Below are 21,076 nucleotides of genomic sequence, written 5' to 3' on the forward strand. Positions count from 1 at the left end.
GCGCATAGCCTAGACCCGCGGCACCTACGCCAGCTGCAGCACACCCAGCACGACGAGCAGGCCCGCCACGGACCACGTCGCCGTCGAGGCCACGGTGCGCGGATTCTCGCGCGCCCACGCGAAACCGCGACCGAGCGTGCTGCCCGGCCGCGCGCGAACCCACCCGACGAGCAGCGCGCTCAGCGTCGGCAGACTCAGCGCGACCGTGGCGTAGAGCACGAGGGAGGCGTAGCGCACCGCCGGCTCGATCCCCGCGGCCGAGAGGACCGCGAGGCCGCTGTAAAACGGCACCGAGGTCGCCGACTGCACCACGCCGAGAACGACGCCCGTGAGCACCGTGAGCAGGTTCGGCGCGCGCAACGGCCGCATTATTTTGTCCACCAGATCCGAGTTCCCGGCGCCGCGCAGGGCCAGAAACGCCGTGGCCAGGCCCACCACGATGAGGACGACGCCGAAGATCGGCCCCTCCACGAAGCGCTGCACCACCGGGCCCAACCCGTCGAAGATGAGCAGCATGATGAGCGCCAGGCCGGCCACGCCGAGCCAGTCCCCGGCGATCAGCAGCGCGGCGATCGGCGCGTAGCGGCTTCTCGTTGCGCCCGTTGCGCCCGTTGCGCGAGGCACGGCGATGCCGACGGCCACGATCACCCCGATGAGCAGGAGGTTGATCGAGTCGACGAACGCGAAAGTGAGGGCGGTGAGCACTACTCTACGGTGACCGACTTCGCCAGGTTGCGCGGCTTGTCGATGTCCTCGTTGCCGTTCTCGCGCGCGATGTCCGCCGAGAGGAACTGCAACGGCACCGTGGCCAGGAGCGGCTGCATGATCGTCGGCGACTGCGGGATGCGCACCAGCCAGTTCGCGTAGGGCTCGACAGCGGTGTCGCCCTCCTCCGCGATGACGATGGTTGTCGCGCCGCGCGCCCGGATCTCCTGGATGTTAGACACGATCTTCGAGTGCAGCTGCGACACGCCGCGCGGGCTCGGCACGATGACCACAACGGGAAGGTCGTCCTCGATGAGCGCGATGGGCCCGTGCTTGAGCTCGCCGGCCGGGAAGCCCTCCGCGTGGATGTACGCCAGCTCCTTGAGCTTGAGCGCGCCCTCGAGCGCGATGGGGAAACCCACACCCCGGCCGAGGAAGAGCATCGTCTTCACGGCGCCGAGCGTCCGCGAGATCTGCGCGACCTGCTCGCGCGTTGCAAGCACCTTCTCGATCTTCGCCGGGATCGCCTCCAGCTCCTCCCAGATCTGGCGGACCTCGTCCGGGTATTTCGTGCCCTTCGCCTGCGCGAGCGCCAGCCCGACAATGTAATTCGCCGCCACCTGGGCGAGGAACGCCTTCGTCGAGGCAACGCCGATCTCTGGGCCGGCGTGAGTGTAGAGCACCGCGTCGGACTCGCGCGGGATCTGCGAGCCGTTGGTGTTGCACACCGCCAGCACCTTCGCGCCCTGCGCCTTGGCGTGGCGCACCGCCTCGAGCGTGTCGGCGGTCTCGCCCGACTGCGAGATGGCAAGCACGAGGGTGCGCTCGTCGAGGATGGGGTCGCGGTAGCGGAACTCCGAGGCGACCTCGATTTGCACCGGAATGCGTACCCAGTGCTCGATGGCGTACTTCGCCGCCAGCCCCGAGTGGTACGCCGAGCCGCAGGCTACGACGAAGACCTGGTTGAACGATGCCAGGTCGGCGGTGCTCAGGTTGTTCTCGTCCAAGGTGACGCGCCCGCCGTCCCAGTGCCCGGCCAACGTGTCGCGCACGGCGGCGGGCTGCTCGAAGATCTCCTTCATCATGAAGGAGTCGAAGCCGCCCTTCTCCGCGGCCTCCAGATCCCAATCGATGGTGAACGGGGTGCCCTCGGCCGGGGAGCCGTCGAAGTTGAGGATCTCGTAGCTGTCCTTATCGATGACCACCACCGAATCCTGCCCCAGCTCGACGGCGTCCTTCGTGTGCTCGATAAACGCCGCGACGTCCGAGCCGAGGAACATCTCGCCCTCGCCCACGCCCACCATGAGCGGGGTGGAGCGGCGCGCCGCGATGATCCGGTCGGGGTGGTCGGCGTGCAGGAACAGCAGCGTGAACGCGCCCTCGAGGCGGTTGAGCACCTTGAGCGCCGAGGCCCGGAAGTCGCCCGCTGTCTCGCCGCTGTTGTACGCCAGCGCGAGCAGGTGCGCCGCGGTCTCCGAGTCGGTGTCCGAGGTCAGCTCGACGCCGCTTTTCTCCAGCTCCTCGCGCAGCTGGCCGAAATTCTCGATGATCCCGTTGTGCACAATCGCGACCTTGCCGTCGAAGGACACGTGCGGGTGCGCGTTGTCATCCGTCGGCCGGCCGTGGGTGGCCCACCGGGTGTGGCCGATCGCCGTGGCGCCCGCCAGAGTGTCGCGGCCGACCTCCTCGATCTTGTCGTCGAGGTTGGCCAGCTTGCCGGCGCGCTTGACCACGTCGAAGCCACCCTCGCCCGCCACCGCGATACCGGCGGAGTCATAGCCTCGGTACTCCATGCGCCGCAGCGCCTCGACGGCGACGTCGAGCGCGGCCCGCTCGCCCACGTATCCCACGATTCCACACATAGCGATCACAATAAACCACCCGCCGCACCATTCCCCAACGGCGGCGCCGCGCGCCCCGATCCTGTCCCCCGATCCTGTTCCCGCGCCCGTCGGCACGCTTATCGACGCCCCGCCCACCGCCCACCGCGCCCAACCGCGGCCCCGCTTTCAAGTATTCTCGGATGCGTGTCTGCGAATCTGAAGAAACTTTCCTCCCTGTCCACGAAGGGGCCCCACCACGTGCTCGAGGGCGACCTTGGCTACACGGGCCTGCCCGGCAAGGTCTACGCGCCCGAGGAAGGTAAAAACCTCCCGGCTGTCGCCTTCGGCCACGACTGGATGCGCGGCGTGGACGATTACCACGACACCCTGCGCCACCTCGCCAGCTGGGGGATCGTCGTCGCCGCCCCGGACACGGAGACGGGGCTGCGCCCCGACCACGCTGGCCTCGCGGCCGACCTGGAAACCACGCTGCAGATCCTTTCCGGCGTGAGGCTCGGCAACGGCAACATCACCGTCTCCCCGGGCAAGCTCGGCCTCGCCGGCCACGGCATGGGCGGCGGCGCGGCCGTCCTCGCGGCGGTCGACAACACGAAGGTCGCCGCCGTCGCCGCCGTCTACCCGGCCGCGACCGCCCCGTCGGCCGTGGAGGCCGCCCGCGAGGTGCTCCTACCCGGCATGATTATCGGCCCCGACTCCGACAGCGACGCCATCTTCGACCCCGGCAACCCCGCCGAGGTGGCCTTCAACTGGGCCGGCGAAAAAGTCTACCGCGTGGTTAAGAAGGGCAACCAGCGCGCCATCCCCGAGGACGGCCTGCTCAAGCGCCTCGCGGGCGTGGGCGCCCCGAACAGCAAGGTGCAGCAGACCGTCCGGGGCCTGTTGGTCGGTTACTTCCTCCACCAGCTTGGCGGCGAGAAGAAGTACGCCGATTTCTCCGCCCCGGACGCCTCCGGCGGCGGGGTCTCGTCGGTGACCGGCGACGGGATCGCCTCTCTCGTGGGCTTTGACACCAGCGGCGACGCGCTCACACTGGGCTAAGCTGCCCCGGTCGGCTCCGTGTCCGTCGGGCCCGCCCCGGTGGGGTCGTCGCGCTGCAGGATCTGCTGCACGCGCCCACCGCGGCGCGGCGGGCGGTAGGCGCCGCGCGGCGGGTCCATGGGTGGTTTGCGCAAGTTGAGGTCCCGGACCATCTGCTGCTGGCGCCCCGCCTGCTCCATCTTTCGGTGGGCCTCGTTGATCGCAGCCTCGAAGTCCGCCATGCGTTTCGCAGTGCGCAGCTTGTACTGCTCAACAAACTCGAGAAAGTCCATTACCATCCACTCGTTTTCTTAATCTGGGGGCCTGTCGGAGGACGTGAAGGCTCCGGGGGTGTCGGGGGCTGCCCGGGCGCCGGGGGCTCAGTAGGCGGCGGCGCGGCGGGCGTTGAGTCGGCGCTCTGGGCGGCGGGCGCGGTCTGCGCCGCGTTCGCCATGTGGGCCAGCTTGTCGGCGGGCGGCGTCGGCTCCTTGACCTGCGCCAGCTCAGGCGGCGGGGTGAACGTCGCCTCCTGTGTCGGTGGCTCCGCCGCAGGGGCAGGCTCCGGGCACGGTGGTTCGGGCGGGGTGTCGCAGGGCTCGTGGCCAGGCTCCTGGTCAGGCTCCTCATGGTGGCTGTCACAGGTGCAGTCACAGGCGCTGGGCTGGTCGCAGGCGGCCAGCACCTGCTCTACCGTCGTGTGCACGGCGGCCTCGGCCTGGCTCACCGCCGCGGCGACGCCCTGCGCTCCCGCCTGGGCCATCGCCGTCACCGCCTCGGCGGCGCTGGCGATGGCGCAGGCGCCGGCGGCGGAGCCCACGGCGGGCGGAACGGCACCGCTCGCACCGGCGGCGATATCGATATCGACGTTGACGTCGATATCGATGTCCGCTTGGAGGCGCGCGTGTGATCCAGCGGGGTGTGGCAGCGCCCGGATGTCCGCCGCCGCGCTCGCCGCCGCGCTGACTGCCGAGGCCCCGTTGCTCACCTCACACGGCGGGGCCGGCGGTGCCGGAGCGGGCGGCGGCGACATGGAAGCCGCATGCGTCGCAGCGGCCGCCGCGGACGCCGGGGCGACCGGGGCGACCGGGCGCGGCGGGTCGCACGCGTCGACAACCGGCGCGGGCGAGGGCGCAGGTGTACTACCGCACGGCCCGAGCGGCGCGGGCGGCGGAGCAGGCCTGTGCTGTTCCGCTTCGCGGCACATCTTCTCGCACTCGGCAAGGCACCGGTCGATGCTGTGGTTGCGGTCCTGCACCGTCCCCAGCACGGTGCCGAGCCCCTCTTCCGCCACCGGAAGCAGGAGCGAGACCGCCCTCCCGTAGGGGGTGGCTTTGCACAACGTAAGGACCAACGCGACGAGATCAAGCATCGCCGAGGACCCCGCGTCCGAGGCGGTGCACACTTCGTCGATTGCCGTGCAGCACTGATCCACCGCCTCGCGCAAGCGCTCGGCGTTGTCCCCTTGCTGGTTTTCCCCCTCCTGCCGCGACTTTTCGTCCTCGCCGATGCCGACGCTGTCGAACCACTCGCCGACCCCGGGCACCGCGTTGATGAACGACGTGGATGCGACCTCCGCGACGATCTTTTCCAGCACGTCACGCCCGAGGGAGACCAGCGCATTTCCCCGGCCCGACCCGCGAGAGCGGACGAGGTTGTCGGCGCCCGCACGCACGAGCGCGAGGTTCATCCCCTCTGTCTGCTGCTGCGCCTCCGTAATCTGGGCGGCCAAGCCGTCGATCCGGGCCACCTGCGCCGGCGAGGCCAGCGAAATCGAGTGCGCGTCGACGACGATGCGCGAGAGTTTGTCCAGCACACCGCCCATCAGCGCGCACCCCCACCGAGCGCCTCGGCGGTGGTAGCGTCGCTCGCCTCCACCGTGCCCACGAGCGCGAGGATCTGCTCCCACGCTGCCACGCGGTTTTCCATGAACTCAATGGTCAGTTGCTGGACTCTCACCATCGCCCGCGACAGCCCTCCAGCGGTGTCGGCGAAGCCCTGCCCGGCCGCGCCGGGCGGAAAGTCGGGCAGATTCGCGCGCAGATCGGCGATCACCTGCTGGTGCTCGTCGACGGCCGCGCGCAGCTCGGCGCGCGCGACCTCAGGATCCACGTTCAGCGGAACACTCATCGTCCCCCATATCCCCCCTGGGCGGCCCCGCGGCCGCCCCATCGCAGGGCCAACAACACTTGCACCCTACTTAGACTGATTTTTTCCCCGCCCGGTTCCCGCCTCCCCACACTTTCTGGCGGGACCGATGGCCACTACGCTACACGGCCGCGACGACCGCTGCGAGCTGTCCCGCGACCCGGCGCGCCACCTCGGGGTCGGCGGCCTCCACCATGACCCGGAACAGCTCCTCCGTCCCGGACGGGCGCAACAGCACACGGCCCGACTCGCCGAGCTCCGCTTCCGCTGCGCTGATCCCGGACCGCACGGATTCGTCGTCAAGGATGAGCGCCTTGTTGGACACCGGCACGTTGATGAGCACCTGCGGCAACACCGTCATCACGCTCGCCAGGTCTGCGAGGCTGCGGCCGGTCTCCGCCATGCGCGCCATGAGTGTGAGGCCGGAGAGTGTGCCGTCGCCAGTCGTCGCGTGGGCGGGGATGACGATGTGGCCGGACTGCTCGCCGCCGAGGGAGTAGTCGCCGCGGCCGAGCTCCTCGAGGACGTAGCGGTCGCCGACTTTCGTCTGCTTAACCTCGATGCCCTCGCGCTCCATTGCGAGCTTGAGCCCCAGGTTGCTCATGACCGTGGCCACGAGAGTGTTTTCGTGCAGGCTCGAGCGCTCCTTCATGCCCGTGGCGAGGATGGCCATGATTTGGTCGCCGTCGACAATCGTGCCGCGGGCGTCGACGGCAAGGCAGCGGTCCGCATCCCCGTCGTGGGCAAGCCCGAGGTCGGCACCGTGTTCGACGACTGCCGCCTGGATCTTGTCCATGTGGGTCGAACCGGAGCCGTCGTTGATGTTAAAAGCGTTCGGGGAGTTGAAGATGGGCACGACTTCCGCACCGGCCGCGGCGTAGGCCTTGGGCGCGACGACGGAGGCGGCGCCGTTCGCGCAGTCGACGACCACTTTGATCCCGCTCAGATCCGTGCTCACCGCCTCTTTGAGGTGCGCAAGGTAGCGCTCCTGTGCGTCCGCCCCCTCCTCGATAACGCGCCCGATGCCGGTGCCGGTCGGGCCCGTCTCGTCGAGGTGATTCATCGCCTCCTCGATGCGGTCTTCCACGCTATCCGGCAGCTTCCTGCCGCCCGCGGAGAAAAACTTAATGCCGTTGTCGGGCATCGGGTTGTGCGAGGCGGAGATCATCACCCCAATATCCGCGCCGTAGTCGTCGGTGAGAAACGCCAGGCCAGGCGTCGGGATCACGCCGACACGAAGCACATCGACGCCTTTCGACGCCATCCCGGCCGCCATGGCCGCGGCAAGCATCTCCCCCGACACGCGGGGGTCCCGGCCGATGATGGCCGTGGGCCTGCGCTGGCCCGAGCTCGTATTCTCCGTGAGCACGACCGCCGCCGCCGCGCCCAGCTTGAGCGCGAGCGGGGCGGTGAGCACCTGGTTGGCCAGGCCGCGGACACCGTCGGTTCCAAACAATCGAGTCATGGCGCCAATTATGCCCGACCGCCCCGAGGCCACCGCAGACGCGGCCGGGCCCCCGACACGCGAAAACCGCCCCGCTGGAGTCCAGCGGGGCGGCACGCGCGGTAGAGGCCCGAGCGATTAACGCTTGGAGTACTGCGGAGCGCGGCGGGCCTTGTGCAGGCCGGCCTTCTTGCGCTCGACGGCGCGGGCGTCACGGGTGAGCAGGCCGGCCTTCTTCAGAGTCGGGCGCTCAGCCGGGTTGTAGACGTTGAGGGCGCGGGCGATAGCCAGGCGCAGGGCACCGGCCTGGCCGGTCGGGCCGCCGCCGTTGATGGTGGCCTTGATGTTGAACTGGCCCTCGCGCTCCAGGAGGGTCAGCGGGGTGAGGATGTCCTGCTGGTGCAGCTTGTTCGGGAAATAGTCCTCGAACTCGCGGCCGTTAACCACGATGACGCCTTCGCCCTCGGTCACGGTGACGCGGGCGATGGCGCGCTTGCGGCGGCCGACGGTCTGGATCGGGCCCTCGTGGAGGGGGGCGACCTCGACGGCGTCCTCGGACTCAGCGTCGACCTCGGGGGCGATCGCGTCACCGATGGTGTAGTTGAACTCCTCGGTAGCGGCGGTGGCTGCCTCGATGTCGGTGGCAGCGCCGAGGTTCTCTTCTGCGTAGTTGTTCGGTTCGGTCATTACTGTGCCACCTGCTTGAACTCGAAGGTTTCCGGCTTCTGAGCGGCGTAGGGGTGCTCGGAGCCGACGAAGACGTGAAGCTTCTTGATGGACTGGCGGGAAAGGCGGTTGTGCGGCATCATGCCGCGCACTGCCTCCTCGATAACGCGATCGGGGCGCTCGTCAAGTGCACGACCCAGGGTCATGGACTTCAGACCACCCGGGTAGCCGGAGTGGCGGTAGCGCATCTCGCGGTCGCGCTTGTTGGAGGAGATGTGGACCTTGTCGGCGTTGATCACGATGACGTGGTCGCCGGTGTCGACGTTCGGTGCGAACTGCGGCTTGTGCTTGCCACGCAGGATGTCAGCTGCGGTGGAAGCAAGCTTGCCCAGCACCACGTCAGTGGCGTCGATGACGTACCACGCGCGGGTGATGTCACCGCTCTTCGGGTGGTAAGTAGACATGCATGACTCCTTAAAGTCTGTCTAGTGAGCTGCCGGCCAGACGATCGCGTGCCCACCACACCCGTCGGCGGCCGGTGGAGACCCGGCGGGTGACGCGCCCGAAGACGCCAGAACACACAGGTGTATCAGGGTAGAGGACTCCCCCGGTAAACACCAAAACGCCCCACGCCGCCGCGTCGACCGCGACGATGTGGGGCGCCCCCCGATATGTCCCCCGATATACGTGCCCGCCCGCCGGTGACGTGGCGCGCTCCCCCAAGCACGCCGCCCCAGCGGGCGGAGCGTCATGCGGCGCGGCGGGCTGCGTCTACCCCCGTATTCCGCCCGTCGGCCGCACGTTTGTCACACGCGTGGTTTTTTAGCCCCAGCTCGCGGCCGCGGCCGCGTTCACGGCCTGCATGCGGCTGTTGCCCTCTTCCACCGTGGCTGCGATGGTGCGCAAGATCGTGTTGAGCTCCTCGGCCGCCTGGTCCCACTTCTGCTGGTGGGCGGCGTAGGCCTCGGCGGCCTCGCCCTGCCACGTGGTGACCAGGGGCTGGAGCAGGCTCTTCAGGTCGTTGAGCTGCGCCTCGATCGCCGCGGCGGAGGCGTCCATATCCTGGGCCGCTCCGGAAAGCTGGCCAAAGCCGTACTTGATTTCCATGCTGTTTCCTTCCTCTTCCTTTTCCTTTTCCTTTTCGCCAATAGCGCTGAATGATTCCGCGGCGCCGCCCTACAGGGCGAGCCCCGCGGAGATGGAACGCAGGTCGTCTGTGGTGGACGCGTCGGCGCCCTCGTAGTTCGTCGCGTTGTCGCGGATGTTGACAGCGATGGCGCTGAGCGCCTCGCCGAGGCGGCGCTGCGCGTCGTCGTAGCGCACCATGAGCTCGTCGAAGCTGCGCTGGGCCTCACCTGCCCAGAAGGATCGGGTCGATTCCGCGACCTGCTGGACACGGTCGATTTCGAGGTTGACGCTGCTGTTGGTCTCGTCGACGCGCTCGGCGGCCGAGCGCATCACGTCTGCTTCGGTTGTGAACTGTCCCATCTGGGTCCGTCCCCCCTTGTGTGTTTGGAGTGCTGTCGTTGCCCTAGTGGCGGCGATTGCCGGAGGCTGCGCCGCCGCGTGCGGTCCGGCGTACCTCGCACCCCTATTGGACTGAGAAACGACGCCCCCGGTTCCCTCGTTTTCCGAAAAATTTTTTCCTAGGCGGGCGGATCCGCCGCCGACGAGTCGAACGACGCGGAATCCATGGCCATGCGGCAGGTCGCCTGCTGCACCGTCGTCGGCGCGGTCCGAGTGTGGCAGCCCACGAAGAGCTGTCTGCCGGAGTGCGCCCACGTCTTCCACATCGCCTCCGACCCGTCCGGCGAACGCTGGAGGTACTGCACGACGGAGCCGTCGTTGCTCACCAGCTCCACCTCGGGGTCGGCCTCGATATCGCGCAGCACCTGGGCGATCATCTCCTCGGGCGGCAGCTGGTAGAGCTCCTCGACGGCGAGCTGCAGGCGGAAATCCGGGTCCGGCCCCGTCGCCCGCCACATCTCCGCGTCGGGGGCCACGCTAAAACCCGGTGGTACCTCGACGCTCAAGCCCTCGCGCACAATGACGACCCGCGCAGGGGCCGGGGCAGACGGTGGGGCCTGCACCGACGGGGAGGCCTGCTCCGACGATGGCGCCGTGGTGGCCGCCGGCGGTTCGTCCGCGCCCAGCGCGACCGTGCCCCAGATCGCCGCCCCGATGACGAGGACCACGGCGATGACGACGGCGGGCAGCACCCACGGTGATCCCGTCCGTGCGACGCGGGGCTGCGGGCGGGTGATCTCCACCTCCTCACCCGCCGGGGCGAGGGTATGGTCCTCCGGGTTTTCCGGTTCTTCCCGGGGCCGCTCGGCGGTGAGAACGATGTCGTAGCCGGCCAGCGCCTGGTCGAGCGCGTCGACGTCGCCCTCCTCCGCGACGACGTGCACCACCGCGCCGCCTGGGTCGGGCCCGAAGACGCTGCGCACGTAGCTCGCGATCTCCGCCGGGGAGGGCCGGTCGTAGCGGTAGAGGCGGGCGGCGCCATCGAAGATGACGACATCGCGGGTGATCGTAATGCTGAGGTCGGGCCCGCTCACAGCGTTCCTCCCTCGCCGTAGGGCGCGGCCACCTGCACGGTGCCCACCACGTCGCTGCCGCGCACGAGCGTCGCCCTGCCCGGTTTGTGCGCGCTCGGGCGTACACCGAAGATGGTGCCTTCGTCGCGGGTGGCGTCGAAAAGCATGACGTCGGGCGCGAGGTCCTTGGCTGCCCCGAGGAAGCCGCCGTAGAGGGCGCGCGCCACCCCGCCGAACTTGCGGGCTACGACGAGGTGGAGGCCCACGTCGCGGGCGTGCGGCAGCAGCGGGATCAGGGGCCGCAGCACCTCATCGGCGACCAGGTCGAGGTCGTCGATGACGACCCAGATGTCCGGCCCCTGCCACCACGAGCGTGCGGCGAGCTGCTCGGCGGTGACGTCGGCGCCGGGCAGGCGTTGGCTCAGTGTCGTGGCGGCCGCCGCGAGAGCCTCCGCCGCCGCGGACGAGGTCGCGGCGTAGGCGGCGACCATCTCGTCCGGAGCGCGGCCGAGGTGGGTGCGGCGCGGGTCGACGATGACCAGGCGCGCCTCCTCCCGGGGCCAACGCGCGACGACCTCGATGGCGCTAGCCAGCAGCGTGGACTTACCGCTGCCGCCGGTTCCGAAGGCCAGCAGGTGGCCGGAGGCGCACGCGAGCGGCTCGAGGCGGGGCCCGCCCACGCCGAGGGGAAGGGCGTTCGGGGTGGCGTCGAGAAGCGGATGCACGGACACGTGGGCGGGCAGGACCTTCAGGCGCGGCACGGGGGTCTGCCCGGCCGCGCGCGCGGCGATGTGCGCGAGGTCCTGCGGGTACGTGGCCGCAATCAGCATCGGGGTGCCCTCCGGCGACAGGCCGCGGCCGGGTGATGCGGGCAGGCTGGCCTGGGCCTTGCGGTCGAGCAGCGAATCGTGCGCCTCCGTCAGGCGCAGCTCCACGCGGGTGCCTATGAGGTCGCGGACGGTGGCGCGCACCGCGCTCCAGCGCTGGGCGGTGAGCACCAGGTGCACCCCGGCCGCCGGTCCGTCCGCCGCGATGCGCGTGAGCTCGTCGCGCAGGTCGGCCAGCGGCGATTCTGTCCCCGCCACCGCGTGCCAGCCATCGACGATCAGGATGGCGTGGCGCCCGCCGAGGGTGGCCGGATCGTCGATGAACCCGGCGACCTCCGCCACCACGCGGCGCACCTTCTCCTCGTTCTCGCGCGGGGCCACGCCCGCGACGTGCGGCAAAACCTCAAGCCCCTCGAGCCGGCCCGCCCCGGCATCGATGGCGTAGACCGCGACCTGCTCCGTGGTGTGCGTCGCCGCCAGCGAGGCGACCAGCGTGGTCAGCGCCATCGATTTGCCCGTCTGGGGCCCGCCGACGATGGCGAGGTGCCCGCCCGCCGCCGACAGGTCGACCACGAAATGCTCCTGGCGCTGCTTGTAGGGCTCGTCCGTCAGCCCGATCACGGCGCGGAGGAACCCCGCTTCCTCGCACACCGCGGCCAGCTCGATCGAGGCGGGCAGCGGCGGCAGCCACACGGTGTGGGCGCGCAGCCCCCGCTCCCGCGCGGTGCGCGCCGCCGCGTCAACCACGGCAGACAGGACGGTAGTGGACTCGTCGACGACCTGGTGGGTTTCGGGGGCGGTGTGCGACGGGTCCGACCAGCCGTCGAAAAGCTGCACGCGCGGGCCTTCCCCCGGCACCTGGTGCTCGACGTGCCTGGTCACGGGCCCGGAGACGTAGGCGGCGCGGAAACGGGTGAGCTCGCCGGGGCCGGTGGACAGGAAGCCGGAGCCCGGCTCGGCGGGCAGCTCGTGCGCGTCCGGCACCCCGAGGACCTGGCGCGACTCGGCGGAGGAAAACGTCTTCAGGCCGATGCGGTACGACAGATGCGAATCGAGGCCGCGCAGCCGCCCCTCCTCGAGGCGCTGGGAGGCGAGCAGGAGGTGAACGCCGAGCGAGCGGCCGAGCCTGCCCACCGCCACGAACAGGTCGGCGAAGTGCGGGTGCTGGCTGAGCAGCTCGGAGAACTCGTCGACCACGATGAGCAGCGCCGGCAGCGCCTCCAGCGTCGGGTCGTGCGCGCGGGCGGCGGCGTAGTCGGTGATGTTGGAGACGTTTCCCGCGGCGCGCAGCAGCTCCTGGCGGCGGTTGAGCTCGCCGGAGATCGCGTCGTGCATGCGCTCGACCAAGAAAGACTCCTCGGCGAGGTTGGTGATCACGGCGGAGGTGTGCGGCAGCGCCTCGCAGCCGAGGAAGGTGGCACCGCCCTTGAAGTCCACGAGGACGAGGTTGAGCTCTTCCGGCGAGTGCGTCGCCGCGAGCGCGACAACGAGGGTACGCAGGAACTCGCTCTTGCCGGAGCCCGTCGCCCCGATGCACAGCCCGTGCGGGCCCATGCCGCCGTGCGCGGCCTCCTTCAGGTCGAGGTAGACGGGCTGGCCGTCCGGGCTGACGCCGAAGGGGACGGTGAGGTGCTGGCGCGTGCCCGCGCGGCCGCCCCACATCGTGTGGGCGTCGAGCTGGTCCACGTCGGCGATGCCGAGCATGTCCAGCAGCCCCGACGACGCCGTCGCGGAACCCTCGGCCGGGCGGCGGTAAAAGGCCAGGTGGCGGGCGATGAGCAGCGCCTCTGCCGCGCCGAGGGCGTCCGGGGTGCCCAGAAGCTCCTCCCCCGCCTCCGTGCGCGCTCGGATGTCCTCGCCGCACACGAGGTTGAAGGCGTCCTCGTCGACCACGTAGTCGGGGTCGTCGTCGATGACGATGACGCAGCTGGCCGCGGGATCCGCCAGCGCCGCGTGGGCGCTGGCCGCGTCGGCGAGCACCACCGTCAGCCAGGCGCGCTCGGGGGCGGCGGTGTGCGGCAGCCATTTCGTCCACTCCAGGGAAGGGTCTGCGTGGCGGTTGACCACTCCCACAGCCTCCGGGCCGTGGAAGAAGGCGAGCTGGGCCAGCAGGGCCCGCGCCACGCCGAGCGCAGTCGGCCCGGCCAGGGTCAGGGTGGGAAAGGCGGCGAGCTGCACGACGATCGGCATGCCGGGCACCGTGCCCACGGCGGCCACGGTGCGTCGCAGGCTCACCGCGCACACGGGATCGAGGTCCTCGGGCGAGCCCGGGTCGGCGACGTCGATGGGGGTGCACAGCGCGCTGTCGCCGAGCCCGATGCGCACCTCCCCGGCGCGCGGGGAGTCTGCGCCGCGTTCCCACACCCGCCACGTCGGCGTCGCGGCGAGCAACAGCGCCGGGTCGGGATGAAAGTGCAGCGCGTGCGCGCGTTGCTTGACGGCGTTGGCGCGGGCCCGCGCCGCGAGCGCGTCGAGGTGGCGCAGGTAGACTCGGCGAGTTTCGTCGATGTTGCTCGTCTTGTCCGGCGGCGCGACCATCATGAGCAGGCCGACGAGCATCATGAGGGGGAAAAGCATCATCATCGGGCTCACCCCGCGCCCCGACAGCGCCATGATGGCCACCATCGCCCCCACCGCGGCCAGCACGACGATAGGCATGAGGATTTTGACGAGCGGCGGCGGCGTGGCCTTCTGCGCCGCCGGCACCCCCTCGGCGGTGAGCGCGCCCGTGGGCAGCGCCGGGGCTGGCTCCGCGGCCTGCGGCGACAGCGGCACCAAAACAGCGTTGTGATCAAGCCCTAGCACGGACGTTTCCCCCTTGCAGTCCCCCGCCACAGCCGCCGACCCACCCCGAGCCGGCACATCCTGCTGTGGACGTTCCCACGATCTTAGGCAATAATGGTTTTTCACGCGCGGCAACGGGGGACGCCGCGCCGGTTACAGCGCTTTTCGGGGGTATCCATGGTTGCTACGTCTGCGCACCACGTCGTGCGCGTCACCGTCCGCATCGACGTCGTGTCCTTCCACCGCGACGTCGACCTGACCCTTCCTACGTCGTCGACGCTCAGCGAGGTCTTTCCCGAGCTCGCGCGGATGGTGGAGCTGCCCGAGGTCCATCGCCCCTGGCAGGCGACGACCGTCGCGGGCGCGCCGCTGGACATGAACACGCCGCTGTACCAGCACAAGCTTCGCGACGGCAGCGTGATCGTCCTCCGCCCGCAGGAGCTCGTGCATCCGCCGGTCGTGCGCGACGCCGCCGAATCGCTGGCCGCGGCCGCCGACGGCGCCGCCTCCCTCCGCGGACTCGACGCCGTGACCTCCCTCGTCGGCTGCGCGGTGCTCGCCGCCGCCGTGGCTCCCTTCATCGGGGTGGTGGCGGCATGCGCGGGCGCGGCGGCCGCCGCTGCCGTGCTGGGCCTGTACTCGGGGTCGCGGCTGCTCTACCTCGCCGGCGCGCTCGCCGCCTCCGCCGCGTGCGGGGCGTGGGTGGCCGGCCCGCCCGCCCAGTGGGCGGCGACAGACCCGGCCCTCGGGGTCCTCGCCGCCGCGGCCACCCTCGCCGTGCTCACGGGCGGCGGGGTGCTCGTCTCGCTTCTCGACGCCCCCACCACCGCCGCCAGCCTCACCACCGCCCTCCTTTGCGCCGCGGCGGCCGCGGGGGCGTGGCTGCCCTCCCCCTCCGCCCCGGCCGCCGTCGCGGTCACCGGCGCGCTGCTCGCCGCCGCGGCAGCGCCCGGTGTGGCCACCCGCGCCGCCGGCCTGCGGGTTCCACGCATCCCCACAGCCGGGGAAGAACTTGCCGCGGCGGACGGCTACCAGCCGGATGTCGACGCCCGGGCGCGCCGGGCCCGCGCGACCCTGGCGGGCATCGCCGTCGGCTGCGCGCTCGTCGCGGCTCCTGCGCTCGTGTGGCTGGCGTGGGACGCCGACGTCTGGGCGACCGTGCTGTGCTTGTGCGTGCTCGGCGCGGTGGCCTTCCACGCCACCCGGCACCACTACCGCGTGCCGCGGGTGGCCCTGAGCGCCATCGCTCTGGCCGCGGCGCTCGCCTGCGGCATCGCGGCGGCGCGGATGGAGCCGACCCACCCGGCCGCCGTGGTGCTCGCCGGGATCGTGGGCCTCGCCTGCGCCTCGGCCGTCGCGTGGGCGCCGCGCCTGCCGGACCTCGAGCCGACCACCGTGGTGTGGCTGGAGCGGGCGGAAGCCGTCGCCCTCGTCGCCGCGCTGCCCGTCGCCGCGTACGTCGTCGGGGTGTTTGACCTGGTGCGGGGTTTCTAGATGCGCGCCGCCGCCCTCGCAGCCTGCACGGCCAGCACCGCCATCCTGTGCGTCGCCGTCCCGTCGGCGGCGGCCCAGGATGTCCCCTGCGCCGTGCCCGCACCCGCCGCAGCGCCCGCCGCACCGGCGTGGACAGGCGAGCTGCGCCGCTTTGCCACGGGCGCCGGGGTCCGGGTCGCCGTCATCGACACCGGGGTCAGCCCCAACGAGGAGCTGCCCCGCCTCGTCGGCGGGGCCGACCTGGTCTCCCCCGACGCGCCGAACCCGCTGTTCGACTGCGACGGCCACGGCACTGTCGTCGCCGGGATTATCGCCGCGCGCACGGTCGGCGTCGCCCCCGGGGCGGAGATCCTGGCGGTGCGGCAGACCTCTGCCCACTACCGCAACCGGCAGCCGGGGGACGAGGTCGAGGCGTCGGGAAGCGTGCGCTCCCTCGCGCAGGCGATCCACGCCGCGCTCGACGAGCGGGCGCGGGTGATCAACGTGTCCGTCGTCTCCTGCGTGGACCCGCGCGACCGCGCCGCGCTCGACGCGTCCGAGCTCGAGGGGGCGCTGTCCCGCGCGGAGGCGGAGGGCGCGGTGGTCGTGGCCGCGGCCGGCAACGTCGGGCCGCACTGCGCCCAGGGCTCCGCCGTGGTGCCGTCGCATTTTCCCACCGTCCTCGCCGTCGGGGCGCGCGACAGCGAGCATACGGTGGCGGACTTTTCGGTGGCCGCTCCGGCAGACGCAGTGCCCGTCTCGGCGGCCGGCACGGTCGAGGTGGGGCTGTCCTGGGCGGGCGGCGGGTTCGCCGGCGGCGTGGCCCCGCAGCGCGACGCGGTCACCCCGTTCGTGGGCACGAGCTTCGCTGCCCCCGTGGTCGCGGGCACCGCCGCGCTGCTCATCGAGCGCTACCCGCACCTGACGCCCGGCGAGGTCCGCGCGCTCATCGCGGCGGCGGCGCAGCCCTCCGGTGGGGCCGTCGACCCGCTGGCGACCATCACGTTCGTGGGCGACACGCGCCGCGACAGCGCCGAGCCCTTGGCCATCGATCTCGCCCAGGGGAGCGAGTCCCCGGCGCGCGGGCGCTGGGCGTGGGCCATGGCCGGCCTCACCCTCGCCGCGGGCTGCGCCGCCGCCGTGGCGGGTGCGCTCAGTAGGTGGCGGTCAACGCGGCCGCGCGGCTAAGCGGGCTGCCCTCCGGCAGCAGGGAGAGGATCTCCCACGGCACCGTCTCCACGTGCGCCGCCCCGAGCACCTCGAGCGTCGCGGCGCTGTCCGCCTCGTGGCGCAGCCCGTGCAGCGACACCACGTGGTAGCCGTGCCCGGTATCCACTGCCACGGAGCCCGCGGGCAGCCCGGCGAAGTGGGTGGCCACCGCACCGCCGGACAGCGGGGTCCGCCCGGCGGCGTCAACACCCTCTCCCCCGGCCGCGCCGCGCGACTCGTCCACGCAGACGGCCCCCGCCGCCGGGTCCGCCCAGCGCGGGGCCGTCTCCGGCAGCCTCAGGTCCACGGCCGGGGCGGCGTCGGGGTAGCCTGCGACGTCGTCCCGCTCCACCTCGCGCACGCTGGCACCCGCGTCCGCCAGGATGTCGCGCTGCGTCGGGGACACATTCTGCACGCCGCCGTCGGCGGTGAGCAGCCACGATTCCTCGCCCGCCGTGAGCACCTCGGGCAGCGGGTCCGGCAGCGCGACGGGCGGGTGTTCCCGCAGCGCGCCCAGCACGCCCGCTGGGGGCTGCCAGCGCGGCGTCCCAGCGTCGATGCCGAGGCGGCGGCGCACGACGCGCCCCTGCGGCGAATCCGATGCCGGGAGCAGCGTGCGCCCCTCCGCCGTGACCACCCATTCCTTCCCGCCCACCGAAGCGAGCACCGCCGTGTCGGGCGCGAAGGCGCGCGGCGCCGCGGCGGCCTCCACGGCCAGCACCGTGACCTCCCCGGCGCGTTCGCACACCGCCCACGTCAGATCCGGCGTCTCCGCCGCCGCGAAGGCGGAAGGCGCGTCGCCGATGCCGATGGGCACCCCGCGCGGCGCGCCGACGAGGTGCTCCTGGCCCACCCGCGCGGGCTCTTCCGCCGTGCCCGCCACGAGCCGCGCGGACGCGAGGTTGCTCACGGGGTGCACCGTGTCGTCGACGCGCACGTACAGGTTTCCCGCCGCGTCCCGCCAGATCAGGGCGTCGCCCGGGTTCGGGGCGGGCTTCAGCCACGCGAACAGCGCCGCCGCGGCCACGCCAAGCGCCACGGCGACCACCCCCAGGATCATCGCGCGGCGCCTCGTGGCCAGCGGGTCGTGGATCATCCTGATGTCGCCGAACACTAAACCGTGCTCCACCCTGCGACGCATAAAGCGGTGGCCGGTGACCTGCGCCCGAGTGGTCGGCAGCAGCCGCTCCGGCCGCGCGTGAGCGGGTTTTCTCATACACACTCCCCCCGTGTGGTTCCCGCCCGGCTCCCCCGAGCCGGGCACATGCCCGCTTACTCTAGCGCACCGCCCTCGGCCGCGCCGGGGTGTGCGGTCGACTCCACCGCGGGGAGGGGGTCGGAGCCGCTTCGTTGGGCGTCGAGACGCATCGCGCGAAGCTCGGCCTCGGAGAACTGCTCGTTGACCGCGAAGATGACGGTGGAGCCCTTGCGGTACACCGCGGTCGCCCCCGGGGCCGTCCACAGGCCCTTAATCAGCTCGTAGTTGGGAAACTGCTCCCACCAGAAGGGCTCGGGGCTGAGCAGGAAAAACTTCACGTTGAGGTCGCGCGCCGCGAGGTCGGCGATCGTGTCTGCCTCCGGGTCGCCGCGGCGCCCGTTGCCGAGCATGTCCGCGTGCCAGTAGAGCGTGTCAAAGCTCGCGCCGCGCCCGCCCGTCGGCCACAGGTAGTGCCGCGAGATCGTGGGCACGCCGTTGTAGGCGTAGATCCAGGAGTGGCCGTCGGCGGGGTCGCCCATGGTGTAGCCCTCCCAGGCGGCAGGCTGCGTGGCCAGCCAGTCGAACGCGAGCAGGTCGTCGTCGTTGACCATGCGCCCGCCCACGCGCACCGCTCGGTAGCTCGCCTCGGCGCCCTCGGCGGCGCGGTCGTGCACCCACCACGCGGCCCCCGCGCCGGCGACAAGCGCGACCACTGTAGAGGCGGCCGCGCTTGCCCTCACCCACCGGGGCGAACCGCTGCGCGCCGCGAGCGGGGCGAGAGTAAGCAGCCGGATCATCGCCGCGACGCCGATCGCGGCGCCGGCGACGGTGAGCATCGCCACCGGTAGCACGAGGCGGTGGGCGGCGTTGTAGTGCAGCCCGGTGAGGACCGAGAGAATCTCGCCCCCCACCCCGTCGAAGGGCACAAGCGCGTGGACGGCGGCGGCCACGGACAGGGCGTAGAACAGCACGGGCCACGCCTGGCCGCGCCACAGCAGCGTCACGAGCGCGCCGAGGCCCGCGAGCCACAGCAGCGTCACCACCGAGAAATCGGGGAAGAACTCCGACACGTGGCGCGTGTTCAGGCCGATCACCGCGCTCCACGGCTCGGTAATGCCGGTGTCGGTCGAGCTGTCCCAGCCCGCGACCTCCTCCGCCTGCTGCGAGCCAGCCATCGCCTGCGGTACGTAGAGCACCACGGACACCAGGGCGGGCACCGCAAGCCAGACGAGGTCCATCAGCCGCGAACGGGCGGGGCGGATGAGCAAGCTGGTCAGCCAGAACAGGGCGACCGGCAGCGCGATGTAGGTCACCGCCGACGGGTGCACCTGCAGCACGCCGACGAATGCCAGCGCCGCGGGCAGCGCGAGCGCCCGCCGGTACGGCACCGCGCAGAAGAGGTAGACGACGGCACCGGCCATGGAGGCGGCGACCACGTACGGCCACATGCCCACGTAGTCCGCCACCCAGATGGGCGGGGCCACGTAGATCGCGGCCGCGGCGATGCCCCCGGCGATCTGCGCCGTCAGCCCCCGCGAGCGCAGCGCCGCGAAGACGAGGCACGCCATGGACACCGGCAGCGCCGCCCCCACGAGCACCGTCGTGGCGATGTTCACCGCGGGGATCGGCTCCAGCCCCGCCGCCTCGGCAAAGAGGGCGACCGCCGCGTGGTAGGCCGAGGGGTAGAGCAGGTCGGCGTGGGTTTCGACGTTCTGCAGCTCGCCCATGCGCGTGGGCGAGGCGACGCCTTCTTCCATGATGAACCGGACCACGTTGGCGTGCCACTGCGAGTCCCAGCCCTGCACGATGTTGCCCACGCCGTGGGGCAGGCGCACGAGCCAATTCAGCCGGTCCCCGATGAGCATCCAGGCGCCGAGCACCACGCCCGCGGCCGGGAGCAGCCACGAGGGGTCGACGATGCTGGCGGCGCGCCAGTCCCCCGGCCACAGCGCCGCCCGCCAGCTGCCGGCCCCCGCCTGCGCGCGCGCCGGGCAAAGGCCCAGCGCCACAGCCCCGCCGCGGCGACGGCGAGCAGCAGCGTGATGGACAACGTCAGCCACCCAAACCGCGCGCCCACCCCGCCCCACATCCAGGCGCTCAACCCGACAAGCCCGAAGGTGGCGGGGATTGAGGCGGCGACGGCGGCGGGCACCCGCGCGCCCGCGATCCAGGTGACCACGAACCCGGGGAGGACGAAGACAAGGAGGCCAAGAACCACCGTCCCTGCTAGTGCCATCGCCTCGTCCTTCCCGTCGCCGCGCCCCGCGCGGGGCGCACTCCGCGTAACACACGCATTATATTCAGCTGCCCGAAGGAGCCCTGTTCCGACGCGCTTCGTCCTCGTCGCGGCGCGCCCGTGTTGCGCGGATGCGCTCAGCGTAGTCCGCCTCCGCCGGGTAGCTCACCCCGGTCAGCGTCAGCCCGCGCGCGGGCGCAAGCCGCACCTCGGCGCAACGCTCACGCTCCCCCAGCAGCGCCCCTACCCACGTCGCGTCGCGAGCGCCCTCGCCCACCTGCAGGCACGACGCGACGAGCGCGCGCACCATGTTCCAGCAGAAGGCGTCGGCGCGCACGTGGGCCTCGTAGAGGTCGGGCTCATCGCGTGTCGACGCCTCCACCCACCGCATCTGGGTCACCTCCCGCACCGTCGTCGCGTGCGGGCGCGGCTTGCAAAACGCCGCATAATCGTGCAGGCCCACGACGAGGTCGGCGGCGGCCTGCATCCGCTCGATGTTCACCGGCTTCGGCCACACAGCGGTGTCCGCCCGGCGGGTCGGCAGCGCCCCGGCCGGGTTGGTGGTCACCCGATACACGTAGCTGCGCTCCAGGGCGGCGAATCGGGCGTCGAAAAGCGGGTGCGCCTCGGTGACCTTGTACACCCGCACGTCCTCGGGGAGGAACTTGGCCAGGCGGCGCACGAGGTTGCCGGGGCGGCCATCGATGAAGCGCTGCTCGAGGCTCGCGCGCGGGACGTCGAGGTGCGCGACCTGGCCGGTGGCGTGGACGCCGGCGTCGGTGCGCCCCGCCACCGTCAGCTGCGCGGGCGCGCGCAGGATGGTGCTCAGCGCGTCCTCGAGCGTGCCCTGGACCGTGCGGGTGGGCGTGCCGTCGGGCGCGTCCTTTTGCCGGGCCCAGCCGTGGAAGTCGGTGCCGTCGTAGGCGATGTCGAGGCGGAGCCGGAGCGTGTCGGCGGCGCCGTTCGGGGTGGGGGTGGTCACGGCCCT

19 protein-coding genes are annotated in these 21,076 nt (G+C 71.7%); 3 read left to right on the forward strand and 16 right to left on the reverse strand.

The window, feature by feature from the left end; genetic code table 11:
• Positions 1-24 precede the first annotated feature (24 nt).
• On the reverse strand, positions 25-705 hold the full coding sequence (locus tag BLT81_RS08515) for a hypothetical protein (protein ID WP_019194002.1): 681 nt from the start codon (positions 703-705) through the stop codon (positions 25-27).
• Positions 705-2,567, reverse strand: coding sequence for a glutamine--fructose-6-phosphate transaminase (isomerizing) (glmS, locus tag BLT81_RS08520; RefSeq protein ID WP_081582887.1), 1,863 nt, complete (start codon positions 2,565-2,567; stop codon positions 705-707). The genes BLT81_RS08515 and glmS overlap by 1 nt, the downstream gene beginning before the upstream one ends.
• On the opposite strand from glmS, the gene BLT81_RS08525 reads away from it, so the two are divergent.
• Positions 2,481-3,587 (forward strand): poly(ethylene terephthalate) hydrolase family protein, encoded by a 1,107-nt coding sequence (locus BLT81_RS08525; RefSeq protein WP_456236217.1) that lies wholly within the window; start codon positions 2,481-2,483, stop codon positions 3,585-3,587. The two genes, glmS and BLT81_RS08525, sit on opposite strands and share 87 nt — an antisense overlap.
• On the opposite strand, the gene BLT81_RS08530 is transcribed toward BLT81_RS08525, so the two are convergent.
• The 10 genes from BLT81_RS08530 to BLT81_RS08575 form a co-directional block, all read right to left on the reverse strand.
• Entirely contained in the window at positions 3,584-3,859 is a 276-nt protein-coding gene (locus tag BLT81_RS08530; RefSeq protein WP_019193999.1) for a hypothetical protein, read from the reverse strand. The genes BLT81_RS08525 and BLT81_RS08530 overlap by 4 nt on opposite strands.
• Positions 3,859-5,379, reverse strand: a complete 1,521-nt coding sequence (locus BLT81_RS08535) for a hypothetical protein (protein WP_156784094.1) — start codon at positions 5,377-5,379, stop codon at positions 3,859-3,861. The genes BLT81_RS08530 and BLT81_RS08535 overlap by 1 nt, the downstream gene beginning before the upstream one ends.
• 8 nt (positions 5,380-5,387) lie before the next feature.
• On the reverse strand, positions 5,388-5,693 hold the full coding sequence (locus tag BLT81_RS08540) for a hypothetical protein (RefSeq protein WP_019193997.1): 306 nt from the start codon (positions 5,691-5,693) through the stop codon (positions 5,388-5,390).
• 139 nt (positions 5,694-5,832) lie between these two features.
• On the reverse strand, positions 5,833-7,176 hold the full coding sequence (glmM, locus tag BLT81_RS08545; protein WP_040421052.1) for a phosphoglucosamine mutase: 1,344 nt from the start codon (positions 7,174-7,176) through the stop codon (positions 5,833-5,835).
• 117 nt (positions 7,177-7,293) lie between these two features.
• Positions 7,294-7,842 (reverse strand): 30S ribosomal protein S9, encoded by a 549-nt coding sequence (gene rpsI / locus BLT81_RS08550; protein ID WP_019193995.1) that lies wholly within the window; start codon positions 7,840-7,842, stop codon positions 7,294-7,296.
• Entirely contained in the window at positions 7,842-8,285 is a 444-nt protein-coding gene (gene rplM / locus BLT81_RS08555; protein WP_019193994.1) for a 50S ribosomal protein L13, read from the reverse strand. The genes rpsI and rplM overlap by 1 nt, the downstream gene beginning before the upstream one ends.
• Before the next feature lie 358 nt (positions 8,286-8,643).
• The gene (locus BLT81_RS08560) at positions 8,644-8,928 is read right to left on the reverse strand and encodes a WXG100 family type VII secretion target (RefSeq protein ID WP_019193993.1); all 285 of its coding nucleotides are present in this window, start codon (positions 8,926-8,928) and stop codon (positions 8,644-8,646) included.
• A 69-nt stretch (positions 8,929-8,997) separates the two neighbouring features.
• A complete protein-coding gene (locus BLT81_RS08565) occupies positions 8,998-9,309 on the reverse strand; it encodes a WXG100 family type VII secretion target (RefSeq protein ID WP_019193992.1) in 312 nt (103 codons plus the stop codon).
• A 158-nt stretch (positions 9,310-9,467) separates the two neighbouring features.
• Complete coding sequence (locus BLT81_RS08570) at positions 9,468-10,382, reverse strand: type VII secretion-associated protein (RefSeq protein WP_019193991.1); 915 nt, start codon at positions 10,380-10,382, stop codon at positions 9,468-9,470.
• On the reverse strand, positions 10,379-13,993 hold the full coding sequence (locus BLT81_RS08575) for a type VII secretion protein EccC (protein WP_040421218.1): 3,615 nt from the start codon (positions 13,991-13,993) through the stop codon (positions 10,379-10,381). The genes BLT81_RS08570 and BLT81_RS08575 overlap by 4 nt, the downstream gene beginning before the upstream one ends.
• 156 nt (positions 13,994-14,149) lie before the next feature.
• Here BLT81_RS08575 and eccD point away from each other — a divergent pair, with 156 nt between their 5' ends.
• Complete coding sequence (gene eccD, locus BLT81_RS08580) at positions 14,150-15,466, forward strand: type VII secretion integral membrane protein EccD (RefSeq protein WP_019193989.1); 1,317 nt, start codon at positions 14,150-14,152, stop codon at positions 15,464-15,466.
• On the forward strand, positions 15,467-16,633 hold the full coding sequence (locus BLT81_RS08585; protein ID WP_019193988.1) for a S8 family serine peptidase: 1,167 nt from the start codon (positions 15,467-15,469) through the stop codon (positions 16,631-16,633).
• Here BLT81_RS08585 and eccB read toward each other — a convergent pair.
• From eccB to truA, 4 genes are all read right to left on the reverse strand, one after another.
• Positions 16,599-17,870, reverse strand: coding sequence for a type VII secretion protein EccB (eccB, locus tag BLT81_RS08590; protein WP_040421050.1), 1,272 nt, complete (start codon positions 17,868-17,870; stop codon positions 16,599-16,601). The genes BLT81_RS08585 and eccB overlap by 35 nt on opposite strands.
• A gap of 56 nt (positions 17,871-17,926) precedes the next feature.
• The gene (locus tag BLT81_RS08595; protein WP_414835981.1) at positions 17,927-19,717 is read right to left on the reverse strand and encodes a DUF6541 family protein; all 1,791 of its coding nucleotides are present in this window, start codon (positions 19,715-19,717) and stop codon (positions 17,927-17,929) included.
• Positions 19,696-20,088 carry a DUF6541 family protein gene (locus BLT81_RS13280; protein ID WP_331712307.1) on the reverse strand — a complete coding sequence of 131 codons (393 nt, stop codon included), beginning with the start codon at positions 20,086-20,088 and terminating at the stop codon, positions 19,696-19,698. Before BLT81_RS13280 ends, BLT81_RS08595 begins: the two co-directional genes overlap by 22 nt.
• 64 nt (positions 20,089-20,152) lie before the next feature.
• Positions 20,153-21,070: a tRNA pseudouridine(38-40) synthase TruA gene (gene truA / locus BLT81_RS08600; RefSeq protein WP_019193985.1), complete on the reverse strand. Its 918-nt coding sequence runs from the start codon at positions 21,068-21,070 to the stop codon at positions 20,153-20,155.
• Between the last annotated feature and the right edge of the window lie 6 nt (positions 21,071-21,076).

The sequence above is a fragment of the Corynebacterium timonense genome, assembly GCF_900105305.1.
Taxonomy (GTDB): domain Bacteria; phylum Actinomycetota; class Actinomycetes; order Mycobacteriales; family Mycobacteriaceae; genus Corynebacterium; species Corynebacterium timonense.

Coding starts and splice junctions, on each gene's coding strand:
- glmS (WP_081582887.1), bottom strand. CDS start 2,567: ATGTGTGGAATCGTGGGATACGTGGGCGAGCGGGCCGCGCTCGACGTC.
- eccB (WP_040421050.1), bottom strand. CDS start 17,870: ATGAGAAAACCCGCTCACGCGCGGCCGGAGCGGCTGCTGCCGACCACT.
- glmM (WP_040421052.1), bottom strand. CDS start 7,176: ATGACTCGATTGTTTGGAACCGACGGTGTCCGCGGCCTGGCCAACCAG.
- eccD (WP_019193989.1), top strand. CDS start 14,150: ATGGTTGCTACGTCTGCGCACCACGTCGTGCGCGTCACCGTCCGCATC.
- BLT81_RS13280 (WP_331712307.1), bottom strand. CDS start 20,088: ATGGCACTAGCAGGGACGGTGGTTCTTGGCCTCCTTGTCTTCGTCCTC.
- BLT81_RS08585 (WP_019193988.1), top strand. CDS start 15,467: ATGCGCGCCGCCGCCCTCGCAGCCTGCACGGCCAGCACCGCCATCCTG.
- BLT81_RS08595 (WP_414835981.1), bottom strand. CDS start 19,717: ATGCTCATCGGGGACCGGCTGAATTGGCTCGTGCGCCTGCCCCACGGC.
- rplM (WP_019193994.1), bottom strand. CDS start 8,285: ATGTCTACTTACCACCCGAAGAGCGGTGACATCACCCGCGCGTGGTAC.
- BLT81_RS08560 (WP_019193993.1), bottom strand. CDS start 8,928: ATGGAAATCAAGTACGGCTTTGGCCAGCTTTCCGGAGCGGCCCAGGAT.
- BLT81_RS08540 (WP_019193997.1), bottom strand. CDS start 5,693: ATGAGTGTTCCGCTGAACGTGGATCCTGAGGTCGCGCGCGCCGAGCTG.
- rpsI (WP_019193995.1), bottom strand. CDS start 7,842: ATGACCGAACCGAACAACTACGCAGAAGAGAACCTCGGCGCTGCCACC.
- BLT81_RS08565 (WP_019193992.1), bottom strand. CDS start 9,309: ATGGGACAGTTCACAACCGAAGCAGACGTGATGCGCTCGGCCGCCGAG.
- BLT81_RS08530 (WP_019193999.1), bottom strand. CDS start 3,859: ATGGACTTTCTCGAGTTTGTTGAGCAGTACAAGCTGCGCACTGCGAAA.